The following is a 22,250-nucleotide window of genomic DNA, read 5'->3' on the forward strand; positions in this document are numbered from 1 at the left end:
GATATATTTGTTGCTACTTTATTGCACTTTTCAAAAGACAAATCATATTCTGAATACTACCAATAATATAGGGAGAAACTGAAAATGACATTTCAATTTCTCCCTTTATTATTGACTTATCTTCAAACAGAAAGATAAATTATAAGTTAATGATCAGATAGCTCAAATATCCTATATAAGTAAGTGAAAGAACAAGCCCCTCCCATCGCTCTACCCGATACTTTGTAAACGAGAACAACCAAAACATGGTCATGCTGATAATGAGCATAGAAAGGTCAAGTGTGGTAATACCTTGAATCGTCATCGGTGAAATAATGCCAGTAACACCCAATATCATTAGAATATTAAATACATTACTACCCAACACATTACCAATGGCAATACCACTGTCACCCTTACGAGCTGAAACAATACTTGTAGCAAGTTCAGGCATTGAGGTTCCTCCAGCTACAATGGTTAAACCAATTATAGCATCGCTTACACCAAGTTGAGCTGCAACAAAAGAAGCATTGTCTACAAATACATTACTACCCAACACTAACCCTGCCATACCAATAATTAGCAAAAGTATCGCCTTACCTGTAGCTATTGGCTTTTTGTTTGATAATTCAACATCTGATGGTGTCTGTTTTGCTGTACGCAAGGTTAATACCATAAAGAGAATGAAAAAGATGAGCAAAATAGCTGCATCCAAACGAGATATTTTTCCATCTACGCACATAATAAACAGAAACATAGAAGCAATAAATGTAAATGGGATATCCTTCTTCACCGTAGAATGAAGCACGGTTATCGGAGCCACCATTGCTGCACAACCTACTATTAAAAGTGTGTTAAATGTATTAGAACCAACCACATTACCAACGGCAAGATCTGGTGTATTTTTGAGTGCTGATACCAAACTGACGCACAATTCCGGCATAGAGGTTCCCATAGCCACAATCGTTAGACCAATCACCAACTGAGGTATACCCATTTTTTCAGCTATACCAACAGCTCCATCCGTAAGCCAGTCTGCACCTTTAAGAACGATTACAACTCCTGCTATCAGCAATATGACATTAAGCCATGTCATGCTAGTGGCAAAACTTAATAATAAGGTATTCATAGATACGCTATCTTTTATTATTACTTATTAGAAAAATAAACACCTATAAGAATCAACGCTGATCCTAAATATGCTAACCAGGTCATCGGCTCATCAAGTACTAAGGCAGAAGCTACAACTGTACTTACCGGATTCAGATAAATATAATTACTTGCTACCAAGGCTCCCAATTTTTTACTTACCCAACTCCAGAGCAGAAAACAACTGAAACTTGCCACCACACCTAAAAAAAGTAAATTTCCCCATACAACAGGCTGTAGAAGTACTCGTAAAGAGAACGACCAAGGTTGAAATATAAACATGGGAAGTATGGTTAACAAACCATAGAAAAACACTTTGCGTGTAATAAATATGGCCCCATATTTTCTGCCAATGCTCCGCAACTGAATACTGTATATCGCCCAACATAATGCTGCTAAAAACGCCAGCAAATCACCAAGCGGATGCAGTTTCAAAATAAAATGCCCATTAAAAACAACCAAAGCCACTCCTAATGTAGCAATAACTGATCCAGATATTAATGGACGAGTGGCATGCACATCCTTGAGAAACAGAATGGCTAGAATAGTTGTGAGCAAAGGAGCCGTACAGACGATAAAAGATACATTATTAACATAATCTATCTTGACTGCCAAATTCTCTGTAACAAAATACAAAGAACCACCCGTTATACCCAACAAGAAGAACTGTAACTCTTCTTTCCAAGTATCAGCCCAAATACGACGTGGCGAAATAAACCAAATGCAAATATAAGCAAAAAGGAAGCGAAGAGTAAAAATCTCATGCGCTTCCAATCCATGCTGCAACAGCACCTTGCTATTTACAAAGGTAACTCCCCAAATAAAAACAACAAGGGCTGCCAGTAAATGATGTCTCAGTTTAGGCACGACTTATTCAGCACTGTTCTCAAGACGATCGTCAACATTGTCACCCTCTGTAGGAGCCATTATCTCCTTAAAATTTGTAATGCCATTGTTAACGAGAATATTGTACCACTGCAAGAATTTCTTAATATCACTATCGTGAACGCGATCCTGATCAAAGTTTGGCAATACTTCTGCGAAATAGTCGCGAAGTTCCTTGCTGCTTACCTTCTTATAGTTGATAGAAGCTGGCTTACCACCCTCTTTCTTACATGCGTTCTCGAATACCTGCCATAATGCGATATCTTCCTCGTCTGTATACATAGCGATGTCTGCGAGACTTGTTACACGATCAGACGCGAAAGCTGGCATACGCTTATGTGTAGCGTCGATAGCTTCAACGATAAGATTCATCTTACCACGACTTACCAGTTTATAAAGACCTGGTTTACCTGCAATTGCTAAAATTGTTTCCATTTCTATTACTTTATTTTTATGTTTATTCTATTTGTTGCTCCGGACCCTTGGAATAGCATACACCATCTGCCTTCATCTTATCCAGCATGGCATCTATCTGCTGTTCTATATCCTCTTGCCCAGATACAAGTACATAATTACTTCTTTGTTTTACCTCTTCCTGAGGTATCTGTGTATCAATCCATGCCTGCGCTTTCTCTCGTGAGATGTTATCACGAACCATAATGCGCTCTATCCTGAGGTCTATAGGTGCAACTACACATACAACCTTATCTATATGAGTACGCTTCTGAAACTGAGATTCGAAAAGAATAGCACTTTCTATCCAATCATATCCACTATTTTCAAAATCACGAGCTACTGCAGGATGTACGATTTCGTTTATAGCCTGTTTATTAGCTTCACTCTCCAAAAGAAATTGAGCTAAGATTTTCTTCTGCAACACTCCATCCTTATAGCAGTCGTCACCTACTAATTCACACAGTTGCTTTTGCAAAAGATTATCAGTACGCATCAACCGCTTGGCAGCAGAATCGCAATCGTATACCTGTATACCTCTTTTGGCTAATCGCTGACAGATCACAGATTTGCCCGAACCAATGCCACCCGTTATAGCTATTTTCATCCGTTTTCTTCTATTAGATAATCCACTTGATCAATTGACAGACGCAAATGTCTAATATACTTCGGAGCCTTTTTAATATAAATAGTACACTTATCAGAAGGGGTATTTCCAAAATCGTTGTAATCAGCGACAACTTTAAAGTCTTCTGGATGTATATTTCTATATTGACTAGCCCCTACTACGAAACTGACCTTGACTTTAGAAGGGAATGTGCGAAGCATTTTACCTACCGGCATATTAATCGCTTCTATCTTGACCTCCATAGACTCCTCTGTCATGATATCAGGGTAAAGTCCTACCTTTACCTGCATTGGCTTAATCTTGACACCCCTAATCTTTTTCAAGTTCACAATCTGATATACTGTATCTTCAAGATTAGACATCTTAAGATACTGTGTAGTAACATACTGGATACTGTCAAGTTGCTTTTTCGAACCATACACCGTGACATATTCCGGCCAGAATCTACTATGCGCCAAATAAAACGAACGATTAAACTTGATATCACCATTCAAACGGATTGGCACTCTCTTATGTTGACCATAATTGAATCCGAATTCTAATCCATCTGTCTTAATTGCAACAATCTTACTCGAGTTATACAGTTGCGCATAAAGTGCCTTTTGCAAATCTGCCACAGGAACGACACCCTTCATGGTCTGCTCATTCGCATAGCTAGAATACTTGAACTGAATAGGACGAATCTCATTACCATACAAATAAGTCAGCATCGTAAAACCCTTATCACGTACTGTCACCTTTATAGTATCCGGCAAATCATCCGTGATCACAACCTGACGAGGAACACCCACTAAGCGTACGGGCACAGCAATATCTTGTTCATAGGTGTCATTAAGTGAAATCGTTAGCCAAAAGGCTCCACTCAATGCAAGAAAGAACAAAAAAATCAGAAACTCTCTATTGGCTGTTCCGAATAGAAAGTTTCTGAAAATATGTAATATTCGTTTAAGCATTAGGCTGTTGCTGACGAGCATCAGCAAAAACGTAAGAACGCTCTACTTCCACTACAACGCCACGAGCAATTTCTACGCTTACTTTATTACTAGAATCATCAATATGTTTCACGGTACCATAGATACCACCACCAATGACAACTTTTGTACCTTCTTGAAGAGAATTCTGGAACTGACGAATTTTCTTCTGCTGTTTCTGCTGAGGACGGATAAAAAAGAACCACATCAATGCAAATACAGCTATCATCATAATAAGGAAGCTGTAGTTATTACCACCAGCTGCAGCCTGAGCTGCTAAAATCATGTTCATCATATATGTATTATCGTTAAATTTTTTATTGTCTATTTCCAAAAATTAATACTCACGACGTCTACGGAATGTAGGACGAGGACTACGCTGCTGTTGTGGACGCTGCTGACGCTGTGGGCGCTGAGGATGCTCCTGTCGAGGACGCTGTGAGCGCTCTGGCATTGGCTTAGCAATGATTCCTTCATCATTCAAGAAACGAGCTATACCATCAAGCATACCGTTTACATAACCTCCACTATGAGGAGTACTATATAATTTAGCAAGATTTACATACTCGTTGATTGTAACTGATGCAGGTATATTAGGGAATGTACAAAGTTCTGCTATAGCAATCTGCATAATCACAACATCCATGTAAGCCAGACGACTAAAATCCCAGTTACGACTAGCATCACTCATATAACGCTGATATTGGTCGGCATTGAGAATGGTAGAACGGAAGAGCTTACGAGCGAAATCAAGATCCTCTTCATCCTTATATTCTGGAAGCAATTCCTGATCAGCCTTATTAGCCTGTTCAAAGCGCTTAATAGTTTTGATGACAAAAGTATCTACGATTTCCTTATCATCATTCCAATATAAGCTTTTCTCTTCAAGAATACCATCCAGCTCATCATTACGCTGAATAAAGAGTTTATAAAGTCTACGCCACAATTCACGATCGGTATCGTAATCTGAATCACCGGCATTCATATATGTAATATAATCTTCGCTCTGCTCAATTTGACTGAGTAGTCGACGAACGAATTCAATATCTTCATCCCAATTCTGCTTTTTGTTTTCAATAAATTCATTCAGCATCTTGTTTTCTTCAAGCTGAACAGCAAATTTATTGTAAGCGAATTTTGCAGAAGGTGCAGGTGTACCCTCACGCTGAGCACGGGCAGTATTTACATCTACACGATGACGAGCTTCTTTAGTAATGGCTACGATAAGAGAGAGGAGATTGTTATACAAATCATATGACTTAGAAAGACTGAAAAGCAGTTCTTTCTCGGCGTTATCCATATTATTGTTGCCGTTTTGATAGTATGCGTAGGTTAACTGGACTATCTTAATTCTTATAAGTTCCCTATTAATCATTCTCTAATAATTTTTGGATTACTTTTTTATTGTTAATGTGTAATATTACGATGCAAAAGTAATGTATTTATCCTATATATGCAAGAAAACAAGCAGTAAATTATAGTTTTTATCCAGAATATTTGTTAGAATCACAAAAAATGTATACCTTTGCACAGCTTTTTTGAGCTTATCCGTGTGATGGCGAATTAAGGCGGTATTATTAAACTTAATTTAGAGTAACACATTATGAAAGAAATTGATGTAACAGGTCAGAAGCGTGAGAACCTTGGTAAGAAAGCTTCTAAGGCATTGCGTAAGGAAGGTTTCGTTCCTTGTAACTTGTATGGTGAGAAGAAAGATGAGAATGGTGCTCCAGTAGCTTTCTCTTTCGCTGTATCTTTTAAGGAACTCCGTAAGATTATCTACACTCCTCACGTATATGTAATCAACTTGATTATCGACGGTGAGAGCCACACAGCTATCATGAAGGAGATTCAGTTCCACCCTACAACAGACGCTCCATTGCACGTAGACTTCTACGAGGTTAACGATCAGAAGCCTATTACAATTGGTATCCCAGTTAAGTTGAACGGTCTTGCACAGGGTGTACGCGATGGTGGTCGTATGAACCTTTCTATCCGTAAGATCAACGTTACTGCTCCATACCAGCAGATTCCAGAGCACCTCGATATCGACGTTACTGCTTTGAAGATTGGTAAGAGCATTAAGGTAGGTGAACTTTCATTCGAGGGTCTTGAGCTCGCTACTCCTAAGGAAGTTGTAGTTTGCTCTATCAAGATGACTCGTGCTGCTGCACAGGCTGCTCAGACTGAAGAATAATTCGAACTGTTCTGAATGGACAAATATTTAATTTGTGGTTTGGGTAATCCTGGTAGCGAATATGAGGATACCCGCCATAATACAGGTTTCATGGTATTGGACGCTTTTGCAAAAGCGTCCAATATTGTTTTTGAGGATAAGCGATATGGATTTGTTGCTGAGACTTCTATTAAAGGACGCAAAGTCTTTCTTCTGAAGCCTACAACATTTATGAACCTTAGTGGTAATGCCGTTCGCTACTGGCTTAACAAAGAGAATATCGACCAAAGCCATCTACTCGTTATCAGTGACGATGTAGCTCTCCCTCTAGGTGCTTTCCGCTTAAAAGCTAGTGGCAGCAATGGTGGGCATAACGGACTGGGACATATTCAACAGCTTATCGGTCAAAACTATGCACGCTTACGTATGGGTATCGGCAACGACTATCCACGTGGCAGACAAGTAGACTGGGTGCTTGGACATTACAGTGAGGATGATATGAAGCTGCTACAGCCAGCTATAGATCTTGGTGGCGAAATCATCAAGAGTTTCGTTCTCAGTGGTATTGACAACACCATGAACCAATTCAACAAACTTGGAAAGAAGTAATTAATATATTCAGTTATGGCAGATACAGCAAGAATAGACAAATGGCTATGGGCAGCTCGCATCTTCAAGACGCGATCTATTGCTGCCGATGCTTGTAAAAATAGTCGTGTTACCATTAATGGAAGCAATGTAAAACCAAGTCACATGATTAAACGTGGTGAAATTATTCATGTAAAGAAACCACCTATTACCTATTCTTTTCGTGTTTTAGATTGTATTGAAAAGCGTGTAGGTGCCAAACTGCTCATCAATGTATATGAGAACGTTACTGATCCAAAACAGTATGAATTACTTGAAATGAGTCGAATCAGCGGTTTTATTGACCGTGCCAGAGGTACAGGACGTCCAACCAAAAAAGACCGTCGTGCTATCGATGCCTTTGTCGATCCTGTCATGTTTGGTTGGGATGACGATGAAGATGACGATGAAGACTAATTCTCAATGTAGCATCATATCATTAAGGGGGAAATATCATATTGATTATTTCCCCCTTTTTACATACCTTACTAAAATTTAAATATATAATAAACGCTTTATTATTGCATCAGACTTTATCTCGGACCGCCGAAACCGCCGCCACCATTTCCACCAAAGTTACCACGTGGGCGACCACCTTGGAAGTTTTTATCACCAAAATCTGGTCTACCTTCTCTTTCACCTCTATTCATGGCATTTCTTGCTTCTTTAGAACCAAAAAGATTCATTCTGTAGATGACATGGAGCATCGCATAACTATTGATACTATTATATTCTACATCCGATCTGCGAGTAGCATTAATCGTACGACTTAAATTACTTTGCTGTTTTAAAATATCATAGAACTGTAATGTCACCGATAAAGGTTTACCCTTGAGGAAACTCTGGGCTAACTGTGCATTCCAAACCAATTCGTTCGTATTCATAGAAGCATCATCATAACCTCTACGACTATTCTCATGAAGATCTGTAGAAAGACTCATTCCCCAAGGCAAGGTAATGTTTACAGTAGCTCCATAAGCAAACTGCCAAGTATCGAGATCACTACTACTCTGCAACTTGTTACGTGCATGGGTATACCTAACAGAACCATCAAGCTCTATTTCGAGCCATTCATTACGATAACTTCCCGCTAAACGCTCATTGAGTGTAAGTGTACGTGTAGTATTCTTTTGAGAATCACTGGTCTGATCCAAGGTCAAATAGCCTACATAATTATTATAGCCTACATTCGTAAATGTATTCACATTCCAGAAACCAGTAGAGTCTATGGCTGTGTTAAACATAAACACACCATTTGCATCCCAGTTACCATTAATATTCTCAGGCTGAGTTGTTCTACCTCCAGTGAGTGCATCATAAGTTACCTTACTGCTTATACTGTTACGGGTGGTACTAAAGTTCACATTAGCCATTATTGCACGCTGATGTGCCTGAATATAATTATTATAGAACAGACGGAATTTATTGGTGAATGATGGCTTCAAACCAGGATTACCTTTTGTGATATTAAGAGGATTACTATCATCAGTAATATCGAGCAGGTCGGTCATACTTGGTTGTGAGGTAGTTCCACGATAATTAATGCGCAGGTTACTTACCTTAGAGAAACGATAACGGAAATCAAAAGTTGGTGAGAAATTAGTAACTGTACGTACCGTATCTACATGTACTCCTTGATAATCTTGAGTAAACTTAGTAGACTGAGGCTGAACCATCACACCAAAATTGAGTTGATATTTCTGACGAATCAAACGCATCATCACATTAATCTCGTGAATATAGTTCTTATACTCAGCAGAACGACTTAACTCGTCATCCAAGTAACTGGTATAAGGATTAGCCAACTTAGACAAGTAACTATCCCATCCACGATACGCTGGAGTTACATCGGCAAAGAAATTTTCGCCCAAATTACTAAAATCATAGGTAGAACGATCACTCTTGTTAAGATTATAAGTAAACTTATAACTAAACTGTAAGAAAGTGGCACGCCATAATGGCTCGCTATAAGTAGCTTGGAGCGAATAACTATAATTTTTGGAAGGTGTTACATTATATCGATTGGTCTGGTAGGTAGAGTCTAAACCGTCTGCTGCCTGTACTAAATATAAATGAGCAGCATTTGTAGAAAGGCTTTCACTGTCAGTCTTGCCATAACTTGCATCTGCACGCAACGTAAAGTTACGCCCCATGTTATTAAGTTTACGGTTGTACTGCAGCATTCCCTTAACATTATTAGTCTTAGAGTAAGAAATAGAGTTATCCTCTTGTGTATTAACGATAGCACTATCCTTAGCCAAACTAATAATGCTCTCAGTAGAAAGAGGATCAGCTACCTTAAGGTATGGATTAGAAAGAAAAGCAGCTGAGAAAGAATGACTTCTACTATCACTTGTAGACCAACTAAACGATGGTCGGAACATGATATTAGTCATCGAGTCTGGTTTCCACTCCAATCGCATATTACCATTCCAGCTATTACTACGCGTGTAATTCTGAGCAATTTTATTCTCATAAGCAGAAGAACCTACGAAATTTTCAATAGCAGACTTTGTATAAGCATCGCCATCAGAGTGGTTCCATCTTAAACTGGCATCAAGCTTCAACTTATTTTTCAGTTCATAATTATAGTTCGCACCTATCATCTTGGTTGCTGTTAAACCATCTCGACCACTACCAAAACGACCACGGCCTCCACCACCAGGGAAACCCATATCATTTACATTATTGGCACTTCCGAAAAGCATGAACCGATTATTATCCTGGAAAATACCTGCCATTAATTTTTCAGAATAACGACTATCTGTACCCAGAGACAAATCTATATTTGATATCATACCCTTGTTCATACCCTTCTTCATACCGAAGTCGAGCACCGTAGACTCTTCGCCATCATCAATACCTGTGATACGGGCCAAATCACTTTTTTCATCATAAGCCTTAATTTTATCAACGATAGAAGTTGGCAGATTCTTAAGGGCAGTCTTTGTATCACCTGTCATAAATTCCTTACCATCTACCAATATCTTTTTTACCGTTTTACCATTAATGGTGATGGTACCATCATCGCTTACCTCTGCACCAGGAAGACGTTTCACCAATTCTTCTACCGTAGAACCTTCAGGAGTACGATACGCCGAAGAATTATAAACAAAAGTATCCTCCTTGAGTACCACTTTAGCAGCCTGACCCGTTACCGTTACGCCTTTAAGCATATGCGAATCACCCGTCATAGGAATTTTTCCCATGGATAAGTTTTTATCGGCTACCACTTTAATTTTACGAACAAGTGACTTATAACCGATACTAGAAATTTTAAGGAGATAATCACCATTATCAGGGGCAGTAATGGTAAAGAGACCATCCTCATTGGATATGGCTCCTATAATAAAGGTACTATCTTTCTTCAATAATTGCACAGTAGCCTGCATAATAGGGTCCTGCGTTGATTTGTCAAAAATCTCACCTGAGATCAGTCTAGTTTGAGCAAAGGTTGTTGTTGATACTATCAGCATCAATAACACGAGTAGATGCTTTTTCATTGTTATTAATAATAAATCTTTAGTTTCTTATTGCTATGTGCTACACTGCACAATTATAAGACGCAAAAAAACAGATTAGGTTTAAAAGGAAAGTAAAAAATTAGCGATTTGATAGATTTTATGTCAAAAATCTTTGAAAATTGCAGCTTTTCAAGTATATTTGCACAAAGAGCGAAATAACAATAACAAACTGATATTCGCAAAAATCTTAAATACGTTAGTAATATGGAACAGAGGGTAATCATATCGAAGAATTTAAAAGAAGAGCTTGCTGCAGCTATTTCTGAATGCGAGCACGATAAAATCTTTGTCTTATCTGATAAGACAACAGAAGAACTATGCTGGCCTGTAATCAATAAATTCTTCAGCCTGAAGAAAGCAAAACTGATTACTATTCCAGCTTCTGATAATCACAAAACCATTGAATCTGTGATGAGCGTTTGGGAAGCATTAGGCCAACAAGGTGCAACTCGTCACTCTTGCATGATTAATCTTGGTGGAGGTATGGTTACTGACTTAGGTGGTTTCGCAGCATCCACATTCAAACGAGGCATAGACTTTATCAATATACCTACTACTCTGCTGGCCATGGTAGATGCTTCGGTCGGTGGCAAGACTGGTATCAACTTTAATGGTCTCAAGAATGAAATTGGTGTATTTAATGATTCTAAATTCGTTATTCTTAATACAACATTTCTCAAGACTTTAGATCAGGAAAATATTTGTTCTGGCTATGCAGAGATGCTGAAACATGGTCTTATCAGTACCAATAAGATGTGGGCAGATCTGGTCAATTTTGATCTGCAACACCCAGAGTTAGACACTTTGCAGCGTATGGTTGCTGAATCTGTCAATGTAAAAGAGCATATAGTAAAACAAGATCCGCATGAAAAGGGCATTCGCAAGGCTCTCAACTTAGGACATACGTTCGGACATGCTTTCGAAAGCTTCTGCATGAAGCGTACACCTATACTGCATGGATATGCTGTCGCTTATGGTTTGATCTGTGAACTCTATATGAGCTGCATGAAGACTGGGTTCCCTACAGATAAGATGCGTCAAACGGTTTCCTTTATCCAAGATAATTTCGGTTCTATAAATATTACGTGTGATGATTATGATGAACTTATCGAATTAATGACTCATGATAAGAAGAACACTGCAGGTACTATTAATTTCACTCTTCTTGGTGATATTGGGAATATCAAGATTAACCAAACTGCTACCACTGAAGAAATCAAAGAATGTCTTGATTTTTTTAGAGAAGGCTAATATTGCAATATTTTGATTTCATCATACTAAGGGAGTTAAGAACTTTTTTATCTTGCTTTTAACCAAACAAGTTTAGTTCTTAACTTCCTTTTTGCATGTTATAAAGGAGAACTTCAACCGAATATACACTAGATTCTCGCTTTAAGACCTGTTCTTGGTGTTATGTTATATTAGGTGCTGCCACCTATGTACATACAATTTTACCCCGCAGTCCTCCATTTTTTTTGTTAGTCCTAACTTATTTTCTAATTAAATTTGTATATTTGCATTATTACAATAACCAATAAACTATGATATCATGACAATAGTATTATTTATTTGGGCAATTTTTTTTATAATTTTACTTTGTAATATTTCTTCACCTTGGATTTTATTATTACCTTTAATAATTGCTATAATAAAAGTACATTATGATGACGAAATATTATGATATAGCACATATTTTTTATTATATATACTTTTTCGCTCGTACTGTTGTACGGGCTTTTTTGTTATGTCTTACTTATTACCATGTAACGGTATACTATTTGTCCGGGGGCCTGTTGCTCGTCTCTGGTATTGTTCAAGTAACCTATATATATCAATTATTGATAATTTAATCAGCTGTAGCCGCTTCTAGCTTCAACTACGGCAGAGTTTTACCATGGAAATTTTGCTATTAACACCAAATATATGGATCATAAGCCTTTCACGAAACGAAGTGCTTCACCTCTAGCAGGCTTTCCCGTTTCTGTCAATGGCACTTTATGGATATGCCTATAAAGGCGAGGCTGCCAATATTTAGGCAAAACGGCTTCGCATACGGTCTTTACATGCTCTATATCCGTATCTTCCGTCAAGAGCACCACAATCTCTCCGAATTTCCCGTCAGTCTTCTTTGTGATGATATAAGGCTGAACAAGATGTGGAGCTAACTTACTTTCCACCTCTTCTATCTGAATTTTTATGCCTCCCGAATCGATGACATTATCTATTCGTCCCAATATTCTGAATTCAGTATGACCATCGCACGTCCTCAATTCCACCCGATCATGTGTTTCCAACTCACCAGCATGCACTTGTGGCGCATCTATCACTAGACATCCATCAGCATTCGTACGTACATGTACAGACTCAAACGGACGATACCAATCACTTGCTTCCGACCCATTTAGTCTTCGAAGGGCTATATGCGACAGTGTTTCGGTCATACCATAGGTACTCCATACAGCATTCGGGAAATCGGACAATTCTGCTTGTAAAGCATCATCAATAGCTCCACCTCCGATAATCAGATGACGTATTTCACGAAGTTTAGCTCTTTCCTCATCTACTTGCAAGGAGTTATACACTTGCATCGGTACCATTGCTGCAAAATCAATAGGTTTTTTCTGGTCTTCTTCAGAAAGCGAAGCTAAAGGATGCCCACTGGGACGAACCGAAATCAGTTGCAGTTTACGTTCAATACTTCGTACCACAACCATTTTTCCGGCTATATAGTCAAGCGGCATACACAATAGTGCTCTATCCCCCTTTTGAAGTCCTAGAAAGTTACAAGTGATACGAGCAGAATTCAGCATTTTTTGCTTTTCCACATACATGGGTTTAGGTTTTCCCGTCGAACCCGAAGTATGTACCAAAAGCACATCCTCGGGAGCATACCACTCTTTCAAAAAATCTTCTAACGTCATTGCTATATTTCGGATAAATCCCGATGATTTTTATTCACGATACCACAACTGATCTCCTTCTATGTGCAGTGGCATATCTATATTATCAGTAAATAGTTGTCCCGTACCTAACCCCTGTGGCATAGTAACAGCTGGACCATACGTCTTAGCACAAAAATGTGCAATGGCGTTCAAGCCAATATTACTTTCAAGAGCACTCGTTATCCAACTGCCGATGCCCCGTTCTGTGGCCAAACGAATCCATTCTTCACTGCCAAACATAGCTCCATGCAAACTTGGTTTCAGAATAATATACTGTGGACGGATCGTATCAAGCATTTCAGCCTTCATCCCCGGCATATTGACACCTATCAACTCCTCGTCAAGAGCTACAGGAATAGGACTGGCTGCACAAATCTGAGCCATTTTACGCCATTGATGTTGTTTTATCGGCTGTTCTATACTATGAATATCATATTTAGCAAGTGCATGCAGACGACTCATCGCATTTTCAGGGGTAAAACCGCCATTAGCATCGACACGCAGTTCCACTTGCTCCTTGCTGAAACACGCACGAATATGCTTAATCAAATCGAGTTCCTGATCAAAATCAATAGCACCGATTTTCAACTTAACACATCGAAAGCCTTTATCTAGTTTTTCTTGTAAACGGGCATACATTTCATCAAAACTGCCCATCCACACCAAACCATTTATTGTAATACCCTCTTCACCTCTTCCAAAAGGAGTATCAAAGAGTTGGCTTGAACCATTCGCATTCCACTGAGCCAGTGCTGTTTCTAAACCGAAGAGCATACTTGGATAAGGACGCCACATATCATAATTAATCTGACCCGTAGCGCAAAAAAGGTCACAAAGAGAACGGAGTGTACGCGCATAGGCATAATCCGATCCCAGTGTATCGCAACTCAAATCGGGTAATGTCGCACATTCACCTATACCCTTTACCCCCGGTTTGCTATCAGATGTAAGGGTAAGAAAATAACTATGGCGAGTAGTATAGACGCCACGAGAAGTACCGGCAGGATGCTTGAAATGGAGCACCCTATCGGTTATATCAATATGAAATTTTCCCATATTCTCGAAAACGAATAATTAATATTTATGGGAATTTAGGATATTTATCAAAGTCTGGTTTACGTTTCTCCAGGAATGCACGTCCACCCTCTTGAGCCTCATCCATGGTGTAATATAATAAGGTAGCATCACCTGCCAATTCTTGGATACCAGCCTGACCATCAAGTTCAGCATTAAAGCCAGCTTTCATCATACGGAGAGCCAACGGTGAGCGCTCCATCATGGTTTCAGCCCACTCTACACATTCATCCTCAAGTTTGTCAAATGGTACTACTTTATTCACCATACCCATCTGCTCAGCTTCTTTTGCCGAGTATTGCTTGCATAGATACCATATCTCGCGAGCCTTTTTCTGTCCTACTAAGCGAGCCAGATAAGAAGCTCCCAAACCGGCATCAAAACTACCTACCTTAGGACCCGTCTGGCCAAAGATAGCATTCTCGCTTGCAATAGTCAGGTCGCAAACCACGTGGAGCACATGACCTCCACCGATAGCATAACCGTTAACCATAGCGATAACAGGCTTTGGCAAACGTCTAATCTGCATCTGTACATCAAGTACATTCAGACGAGGCACACCATCGCCGCCTACATAACCGCCACGGCCCTTTACATGCATATCTCCACCTGAGCAGAAAGCCTTGTCACCAGCACCGGTTAGCAGCACTACCCGAATATCAAGACACTCACGACAATACAAGAAGGCATCGCTCATCTCTTTCACTGTCAGAGGTGTGAAAGCATTACGATAACGAGGACGATTGATCGTAATTTTCGCAATGTGATTGTACTCTTCAAAGAGGATTTCCTTAAAGTCGAATCCCTCTATTTTTTTCCATTCTCTCATTGTATATTTTTTTATTATATTTCTGATTAAAGATATATGTTATTATCTGTAGTCTCCGTTGGAATTATAAGCTAAAATACGCTTTGAGCGCTTCTACATCTGTATCTTCCTGCGTAAAGACTTCGAGTACTACGGGGCGATTCGTCTGCATGGTGAGCAGCTGTACGATGCCGAGCTGCATCTCTTCCATATTGGTAGCTTTCAGATAGCCACAGTCGTTCTGGGTACAGATTCCCTTGGCTTCGCTATGATGGTATCCCATCACCATACGGTCACGAGCTGCGCTCTTACGCAAGCCATCAAACTTGCCGAAGATACCACCACAGTGATTATTGAGTATGATTACACGCAGATTACCTTTCAGATTCTGATTCCACAGCGCATTCTGATCATAGAAGAAACTCAAATCGCCCAATACACAGAATACGATATCGTCAGTAGCTGCCGACATACCTGCTGCGGTAGAGAGCGACCCCTCGATACCATTCACCCCTCTATTGCAATATACATAGTCGTCTGCATAGATATTAGCCAGACGAATGGCAGAACTATTGCCATATTGCAACTTATAATCGTACATCATATCTTCAAGCTGTTCGTGCAGATATTTCACAGTGGCTGTTGAAGAATATCTTGGTTGATAGTTAAGTGTGCACGATGATGCGAGTTGCAGGGCATGATGCCACATCTCGTGATAATTCTTTCTCTCTATAGCCGATGGCGATGACGACTCGCTACTCTCTATTGTACCGAGCTTCTCAAAAGCATGAACCAATTCACCGAGCACTTCTGCAGCAGTAGCCTCGATAACGCCATCAAGATGCATAAAGGTATCGTGTATTGCACCCTCTGCATTAGCGGTCCATATTTCGGCATTCTTAGTAGAACGCAATAACTTTTTCAGACGCTTACTAACCAGGCAGTCGCCCACGTAAATGACCTTATCGGGGCGTAACTCCTCTTGTTCTCCCACCATAGCCAGCACTTTTTCAAAGTGGCTATTGGCAATACGACCAGGACTCAACGACTCTTTCAGAATCACGACAGACTTACTTAGAAGCTGTAGATCTATTCCCTGTAAGGCTTCCTTAGGCAGCTGACCGATAACGACCATCGGACGGTTCGCCGTAGTAAAGTGATTAGCCCATTCTGTTAAAGCAGTCTGATTTCCCTGTGCAAAAATACTATTGATAATATGCTCATCGGGCAACTGCTCCACGGTATATTCATAGAGCGGTTCTGATAAAGGCACATTGATATGTACAGGTCCACCCTCACGAAGACGACACGCTTGCAAAGCCTCGTTGATAAGTCGATTACAGTACCAGTGTTCGTCATCGGTGTGGGGTTCAGGCAGATTTACCGCCTTCTTCACCAACTTACCCAACGCATCTGGCTGTGGTAAAGTCTGTCCGTCAAGCTGATCTATCCACATAGCCGGTCTGTCAGCACTGATTACGATAAGAGGCAGATGCTGATAATAAGCTTCGGCTACTGCCGGACAAGTATTCAGCAAGGCGGTACCCGATGTAACACAGAGCACTACAGGCTGCTGTACCTGCTGACAAATACCCATAGCAAAAAAGCCTGCACTTCGCTCATCGGTAACCGGATAACACTGTATCTCGTCACATTCGTTCAGATTGTGTACAATAGGCGAATTTCTGCTGCCAGGACAAACCACAGCATGCTCGACACCTGCTTTAATCAGCAACGAAGTTAATATATTAACACTTACTTTACTACTATACATATTTCTTACTATATCTTTTATCGTAAGAGTGCAAACATGGTCTGCATCTTTTGTTTGGTCTCTTCAAATTCCTTCATATCCGTACTCTCTTTCAGCAATCCCCCTCCTGCATAGAGTTCGCAAGCGCCATCACTAATCTGCATACAGCGAAGGGTTACATAGAGATGCGTATGTCCTTCGGGATGTAGCGGACCGACAAAGCCGCTATAATATTTTCTAGGCGTATGTTCGTGAGCAAGGATAAACTGCAGGGCTTTTTCCTTCGGCATACCACACACGGCTGGTGTAGGAAACAACTGACTGAGCACACTTCCGAAAGAATGATTGGACGACAGATGGAAATGAAAATCTGTACGAAGATGCACCAGATTGTTGGCATGCACTGTATACGGACCTTTCATCTGAAAGTCATCACTGCAAGGACGCAGTATATGCTCTATATACGAAGTCACGATCTGCTGCTCTTCGATATTCTTAGCCGACCAATAGTCTATAGGGGTATCATCTGCCGCCTCTTTCGATTGCGACATACTTTGAGCCGCCATCGTACCAGCAAGAGCCATCGTTTTCCATTCCTGTTTACCACCCTCGAGCAATATCTCCGGTGTAGCCATAAGCCAGGTACCCGACTGCTCCATGCTAACGAGTGCCACAAACAGATGGGGATAACGATGACATGCTTCCATAAACATCTGTTCAGCATCAGCATGCTCGCCAACCACCTTACTTTTTCGAGCCAGGACGATTTTGTCAAAATGCCCTTCAGTTAACTCATGATGAAAACAGGCAAAGTCTTTCGCATAATCTTCCCATTCAGCGTCACTATCCCAAGAGGGCATAGTGCTATCAGCAGTCCGACATACAGCAGTCTCTGCATGATGACAAGAAGAACCCGCTGCAGCTGGCAGCCTCATCACCTTGACGACATCTGGCTGCATCAACAGAATAGGACATTCTTCCGAAGGAGAAAAAGGAGCAAAAACGAAACCCTCCCTTCCATCGAGAGCTTCAACAGAAGGGATGATAAGAGGCGTACCCTGCGTCTGAGCAAGATAGGTATAACTGTCTTGGTGGGGTAAACGATATAACGCGTATTGAGCCATCGCCTACCCTTTATTTATCATGTCTTGGAGTTAACACATAATTAGTTACATGCACGGTAGAGATAAGATCACCCTCTTCGTCACGTATTTCTACCTGCCACTCATGCAGTGTTCTGCCTTTATGCTGCAAACGAGCCAAAGCTGTAACGGTACCACCATAAGTTACGGCTTTAACATGACTACCAGCCACATGAATGCCCACAGATATTTTACCAGGACAGAGGGCCAAACTTCCGATACCTGCGACATTCTCTGCCAAAGCGAGCGAAGCACCACCACTTAAAAAGCCAAAAGGCTGCTTATTACTGTCGTTTACCTCCATTTTGGCCATAACAGTATCAGGTTCTGGAGTTGAAATAAACTCCATACCGAGGGTACGAGACAACCCCGGAGTACTGTTTACTATCTCTTTTTGTTTTTCTATATCCATTGCAAATGTCTTCTTTTATGCAAAGATAACAAAAAACAAGAACATGAAAAAATTATTCGTGTATCAGATTGCCTTTGTTATCAAGATATCCTACAACTTTCTTGTTTATCGTAGCTTCGAAATAGGGATACTCATCACGTAGTTCTATATCATCGTAAACGAAATCTGCCACTACAGAGTTTTTACCATCGGGCAAAACCAAACCTAATTTTCCGCCTTTTTCCACAATAACAGGCATAAGCGACAAGTCGTCTACATAGACATAGCAGGTACGCAAGAAGTCATATTCGGCAGGTATGAGCACCTTACCTTCATGGTCTTTAAGTCCGAATTTTCCGTTTTCCTCGAAAAGTTGATGAAACTGGATATACGTATGCTTAATGCGATTGAGATAAAATGCTACTTTACGTGTATTCTTGATAAAATCTACCATATACCGATAAGTATCGCAATAATTAGCGATAGCTCGTGCCAACACGACCCGAAAATCGAGCCCACTTATGGCCTTACGGTTAAAGTCTATATAGCGGGCTATTGCCTTTTCACGCTCCGGTATGGTCTTCAGGCTATTCAACTGCTCGATAAAGCAATCCATAGCCCGTTTAGTACCACGCATACCCTTAATGTAGCGATGAATCTGGCGATCCATCTCTTTACATACAAATTTATCTATTTCTTGTCTTTCTATTGGATCTGTATAGCGATCTTCAAAGTTTTCTTGAGTTATTTTTTCCATGGCGTTACCTCCTTTTTGGCCAAAATTAGGAAATTCCACTGAATCTACCAAATTTTAAGACTAAAAAAACAGACCTGTACCTTCATGGTGTTGTAAGGTCCAGTATTCACGAACTTCATTTTCCTATAAAGAGCTGTTTCATCAAACCCTGGCAACCGTCTTCTATGAGGTCGAGGGCAAGTTCAAAATCTGCCATTCCGCCATAATAAGGATCAGGCACAGTGCTGTAAGTAGGGTGATGCTCGAAATAATCAGCCATACGTATTACCTGGTTACGCTCTTTCTCATGATGAGCCTGACGGGTAATATTCTTATAGTTTTCCTCATCCATGACGACGATATAATCGAAACGGTCAAAATCTGATGAGGCATCAAACTGGCGGGCGATATGCGAAATATCCCATCCGCGCTGAGCACCGGCCTGACGCATACGCTTATCCGGCAAATCGCCTATATGCCAAGGACCTACAGCTGCAGAGTCTATCAAGAAACGATCGGTCAGTCCGGCGTCGTCTACCATTTTCTGCAACACCGCATTGGCTGCAGGAGAACGACAGATATTGCCGAGACATATAAATAATACAGTTATCTTACCTTTTTTCATCTTTCTGTTATATTAAATGATCAAACCTGAAAACGAACACTTTTCATGAAACAGATGCAAAGATACTAATTTTCTGATGAACACAAAAAAGCCCCACTCCAGAAAATACTCTGCAATGGGGCCATCATATACTTTATTTTTTTCTCTCTTACCAAATATGTGCACGCTTTTCTTTTGGCACATACAGTTTATCACCGGCCTTAATACCGAATGCATCATACCATGCATCGATCATAGGCAGAGCTGCATTAACACGCTGCTCGTTAGGTGAGTGTACATCACTATTAACAATATAAGCTACAAACTGAGGAGCGATATTGCTGGCCCATACACGACCATATGACAAGAAGAAGCGCTGTGCTGGTGTGAAACCATCGATATCCTGTGCAGGTGTATTCTTCAAGGTGTTCATATAAGCACGATAAGCTACATTGATACCACCGTTATCACCGATATTTTCACCAAGCGTCTTCTTACCATCAACCTTCAGACCAGGAAGAGCCTCCTGTGCACTAAACCAGTCTACGAGAACCTGAGTACGACCATCATAATTCTTCTTATCCTCTTCGGTCCACCAGTTGGCCAGATTACCATCCTTATCATACTGACAACCCTGATCATCAAAACCATGACTCATCTCATGACCGATAACAGAACCGATACCACCATAGTTAGCAGCATCTTCTGCGTCAGCATCAAAGAATGGAGCCTGTAAGATAGCAGCTGGGAAGTTGATACTGTTACGTGATGGGTCATAGAATGCATTAACCACCTGAGGGTCACAAGCCATTTCGTGCTTATCAACATCCTTATGCCAGTGCTTCTCCAACTCACGCTTACGCAAGGCCGGAATCACCTCATCATAGTTGGCACGGATGCTCTTACTCTCATCGATCTGCACATATTCGTCCATATTCTGCCACTTATCAGGATAGCCGATATTAATGATCATGCTATTGAGCTTTTCGAGCGCCTTAACCTTTGTAGCAGCAGTCATCCAGGTGTTTTCCTCGATACGCTGAGCAAAAGCCTTCTGAAGATTCTTAACCAACTCCAATGCACGCTGCTTACTGCTCTCTGGGAAGTATTTAGCTACATAAAGTTTTCCGATAGACTCTCCCATCAAACCCTGTATAAAGGCTACACCACGCTTCCAGCGAGGCTGCTGTTGCTGTACACCATAGACTGTTTTAAGGAACTCGAAGCTACGGTCATTGAAAGCATCAGACAAGACACCAGCAGAAGAACGGATAACACGAGACTCGAGATAAGCCTTCAGTGAGAACAAGTCGGCCTTAGCCAAGATTTTCTCCACTTCGTGTATAGGTTCAGGCTGACCTACATCGACGGTATCGATATCAGCAGGATAACCATAAGCCTGGCCGATAGCCTTCCAGTCTATACCGGCAAACTCTTTCTGCAACTGTGCATAAGACATCTTGTGGATATTGGCCTTAGGGTCGCGCACCTTATTCTGGTCATAACTTACCTTAGCGATCTGATTCTCGATAGCCCATACAGCCTGCATCTTCTTCTCAGCAGTAGCCTCGTCATTACCTACCATCTTGAAGAAGTCTTTTACCATACTCTTTTGTGCTGCTACGACAGCCTTCTGCTGCTCGTTAGGCTGAGTATAATATTCAGGTTCAAGACTGATACCCCCCTGCGTTACACCGAACATATATTTAGAAGAGTTTTCAGAATCCTGACCAAGATAATAACTAAACATTAAGCCACCATACCCCTTAGCAGCCAACTCATAAGTAGTCTGCAGATACTGCTTACGGTTCTTGATAGCCTTCACCTTATTCAGCGCCGGAACAATAGGCTCATAGCCCATTTTGTTACGAGCCACACTGTCCATATAGAGACGATACAAAGCACCGATCTTCTGACCTACAGTACCCTTCTCCATCTTTTTGGCAGCATACTCCTTGACCAAGTCGCGAATACGATCATTGTTCTGTTCTTCCAAATCCATGAAAGCACCATTCTCCGGGTGCACAGCGTCAAGTGGATGAGATTTGAGCCATCCACCTACAGAATAGCGATAAAAGTCATCACCAGCCTTAACCGACAAGTCCATATTGGCCTTATCTACAGCTGGTTTCAATGTTGTCTGTGCATTTGCAGCCAAAGCGGCAAAAACAAAGGCAACGCCTAAAAAATTTTTTTTCATATTGTTGTGATTAACTATAAATAAGTTGATGTTTTGGTTCTCTCTTAATAAATTCAAGACACAAAGGTATATATATTTTCAATAAATACAAAATAATTGTTCAAAAAAGTGAGAATCTCTTTTGATTGACATATATCATAAAATTAAGATAAAAGGATACGGCTTTCGATTTAATTTATTACCTTTGCGGTGTATTTGAAAATTTTCG

The 22,250-nt window shown here is 40.5% G+C and carries 21 protein-coding genes; 4 read left to right on the forward strand and 17 right to left on the reverse strand.

From position 1 onward, the window contains the following. Positions 1–139: 139 nt before the first annotated feature. Genes L6471_RS11070 through nusB form a run of 7 tightly spaced genes read right to left on the reverse strand, consistent with a single transcriptional unit; the run spans position 140 to position 5,440 of the window. Entirely contained in the window at positions 140–1,108 is a 969-nt protein-coding gene (locus tag L6471_RS11070; protein ID WP_237797335.1) for a calcium/sodium antiporter, read from the reverse strand. Between the two features lie 20 nt (positions 1,109–1,128). Then, complete coding sequence (locus L6471_RS11075; RefSeq protein WP_006281759.1) at positions 1,129–1,995, reverse strand: DMT family transporter; 867 nt, start codon at positions 1,993–1,995, stop codon at positions 1,129–1,131. 3 nt (positions 1,996–1,998) lie between these two features. Then, positions 1,999–2,448 (reverse strand): DUF5606 family protein, encoded by a 450-nt coding sequence (locus tag L6471_RS11080; RefSeq protein ID WP_006281758.1) that lies wholly within the window; start codon positions 2,446–2,448, stop codon positions 1,999–2,001. Between the two features lie 22 nt (positions 2,449–2,470). After that, a complete protein-coding gene (gene coaE, locus L6471_RS11085) occupies positions 2,471–3,073 on the reverse strand; it encodes a dephospho-CoA kinase (protein WP_074613820.1) in 603 nt (200 codons plus the stop codon). Beyond that, the gene (locus L6471_RS11090; RefSeq protein ID WP_173652152.1) at positions 3,070–4,047 is read right to left on the reverse strand and encodes a CdaR family protein; all 978 of its coding nucleotides are present in this window, start codon (positions 4,045–4,047) and stop codon (positions 3,070–3,072) included. The genes coaE and L6471_RS11090 overlap by 4 nt, the downstream gene beginning before the upstream one ends. Continuing rightward, the gene (gene yajC, locus L6471_RS11095; protein WP_027452993.1) at positions 4,040–4,360 is read right to left on the reverse strand and encodes a preprotein translocase subunit YajC; all 321 of its coding nucleotides are present in this window, start codon (positions 4,358–4,360) and stop codon (positions 4,040–4,042) included. The genes L6471_RS11090 and yajC overlap by 8 nt, the downstream gene beginning before the upstream one ends. 42 nt (positions 4,361–4,402) lie before the next feature. After that, positions 4,403–5,440 (reverse strand): transcription antitermination factor NusB, encoded by a 1,038-nt coding sequence (nusB, locus tag L6471_RS11100; RefSeq protein ID WP_237797336.1) that lies wholly within the window; start codon positions 5,438–5,440, stop codon positions 4,403–4,405. A gap of 228 nt (positions 5,441–5,668) precedes the next feature. Here nusB and L6471_RS11105 point away from each other — a divergent pair, with 228 nt between their 5' ends. Genes L6471_RS11105 through L6471_RS11115 form a run of 3 tightly spaced genes read left to right on the forward strand, consistent with a single transcriptional unit; the run spans position 5,669 to position 7,285 of the window. Beyond that, positions 5,669–6,262, forward strand: coding sequence for a 50S ribosomal protein L25/general stress protein Ctc (locus L6471_RS11105; protein WP_006281753.1), 594 nt, complete (start codon positions 5,669–5,671; stop codon positions 6,260–6,262). Positions 6,263–6,277: 15 nt separating this feature from the next. Beyond that, positions 6,278–6,850, forward strand: a complete 573-nt coding sequence (gene pth / locus L6471_RS11110) for an aminoacyl-tRNA hydrolase (RefSeq protein WP_006281752.1) — start codon at positions 6,278–6,280, stop codon at positions 6,848–6,850. A 15-nt stretch (positions 6,851–6,865) separates the two neighbouring features. Then, positions 6,866–7,285, forward strand: a complete 420-nt coding sequence (locus tag L6471_RS11115; RefSeq protein ID WP_006281751.1) for an RNA-binding S4 domain-containing protein — start codon at positions 6,866–6,868, stop codon at positions 7,283–7,285. 116 nt (positions 7,286–7,401) lie between these two features. Here L6471_RS11115 and L6471_RS11120 read toward each other — a convergent pair whose 3' ends face one another. Next, on the reverse strand, positions 7,402–10,371 hold the full coding sequence (locus tag L6471_RS11120) for a TonB-dependent receptor (protein WP_237797337.1): 2,970 nt from the start codon (positions 10,369–10,371) through the stop codon (positions 7,402–7,404). Between the two features lie 225 nt (positions 10,372–10,596). Between L6471_RS11120 and aroB the strand changes: the two genes are divergently transcribed. Beyond that, positions 10,597–11,643, forward strand: a complete 1,047-nt coding sequence (gene aroB / locus L6471_RS11125) for a 3-dehydroquinate synthase (protein WP_237797338.1) — start codon at positions 10,597–10,599, stop codon at positions 11,641–11,643. A 677-nt stretch (positions 11,644–12,320) separates the two neighbouring features. On the opposite strand, the gene L6471_RS11130 is transcribed toward aroB, so the two are convergent. The 9 genes from L6471_RS11130 to L6471_RS11170 form a co-directional block, all read right to left on the reverse strand. After that, positions 12,321–13,313, reverse strand: coding sequence for an AMP-binding protein (locus L6471_RS11130; protein ID WP_237797339.1), 993 nt, complete (start codon positions 13,311–13,313; stop codon positions 12,321–12,323). Positions 13,314–13,343: 30 nt separating this feature from the next. Then, positions 13,344–14,390: an o-succinylbenzoate synthase gene (locus L6471_RS11135; protein ID WP_006282278.1), complete on the reverse strand. Its 1,047-nt coding sequence runs from the start codon at positions 14,388–14,390 to the stop codon at positions 13,344–13,346. 25 nt (positions 14,391–14,415) lie between these two features. After that, positions 14,416–15,237, reverse strand: a complete 822-nt coding sequence (menB, locus tag L6471_RS11140) for a 1,4-dihydroxy-2-naphthoyl-CoA synthase (RefSeq protein WP_006282277.1) — start codon at positions 15,235–15,237, stop codon at positions 14,416–14,418. 64 nt (positions 15,238–15,301) lie between these two features. Then, complete coding sequence (gene menD / locus L6471_RS11145) at positions 15,302–16,990, reverse strand: 2-succinyl-5-enolpyruvyl-6-hydroxy-3-cyclohexene-1-carboxylic-acid synthase (protein WP_237797340.1); 1,689 nt, start codon at positions 16,988–16,990, stop codon at positions 15,302–15,304. A gap of 17 nt (positions 16,991–17,007) precedes the next feature. Further along, positions 17,008–18,093 (reverse strand): isochorismate synthase, encoded by a 1,086-nt coding sequence (locus L6471_RS11150; protein ID WP_237797341.1) that lies wholly within the window; start codon positions 18,091–18,093, stop codon positions 17,008–17,010. Positions 18,094–18,103: 10 nt separating this feature from the next. After that, on the reverse strand, positions 18,104–18,523 hold the full coding sequence (locus L6471_RS11155) for a PaaI family thioesterase (protein WP_094448144.1): 420 nt from the start codon (positions 18,521–18,523) through the stop codon (positions 18,104–18,106). 52 nt (positions 18,524–18,575) lie between these two features. After that, positions 18,576–19,259 (reverse strand): hypothetical protein, encoded by a 684-nt coding sequence (locus L6471_RS11160; RefSeq protein WP_237797342.1) that lies wholly within the window; start codon positions 19,257–19,259, stop codon positions 18,576–18,578. A gap of 115 nt (positions 19,260–19,374) precedes the next feature. Then, positions 19,375–19,863, reverse strand: coding sequence for a low molecular weight protein-tyrosine-phosphatase (locus L6471_RS11165; protein ID WP_074549594.1), 489 nt, complete (start codon positions 19,861–19,863; stop codon positions 19,375–19,377). A gap of 148 nt (positions 19,864–20,011) precedes the next feature. Further along, positions 20,012–22,042 carry a M13 family metallopeptidase gene (locus L6471_RS11170; protein ID WP_237797343.1) on the reverse strand — a complete coding sequence of 677 codons (2,031 nt, stop codon included), beginning with the start codon at positions 22,040–22,042 and terminating at the stop codon, positions 20,012–20,014. Between the last annotated feature and the right edge of the window lie 208 nt (positions 22,043–22,250).

It is taken from the genome of Segatella bryantii (assembly GCF_022024215.1).
Lineage (GTDB): Bacteria > Bacteroidota > Bacteroidia > Bacteroidales > Bacteroidaceae > Prevotella > Prevotella bryantii.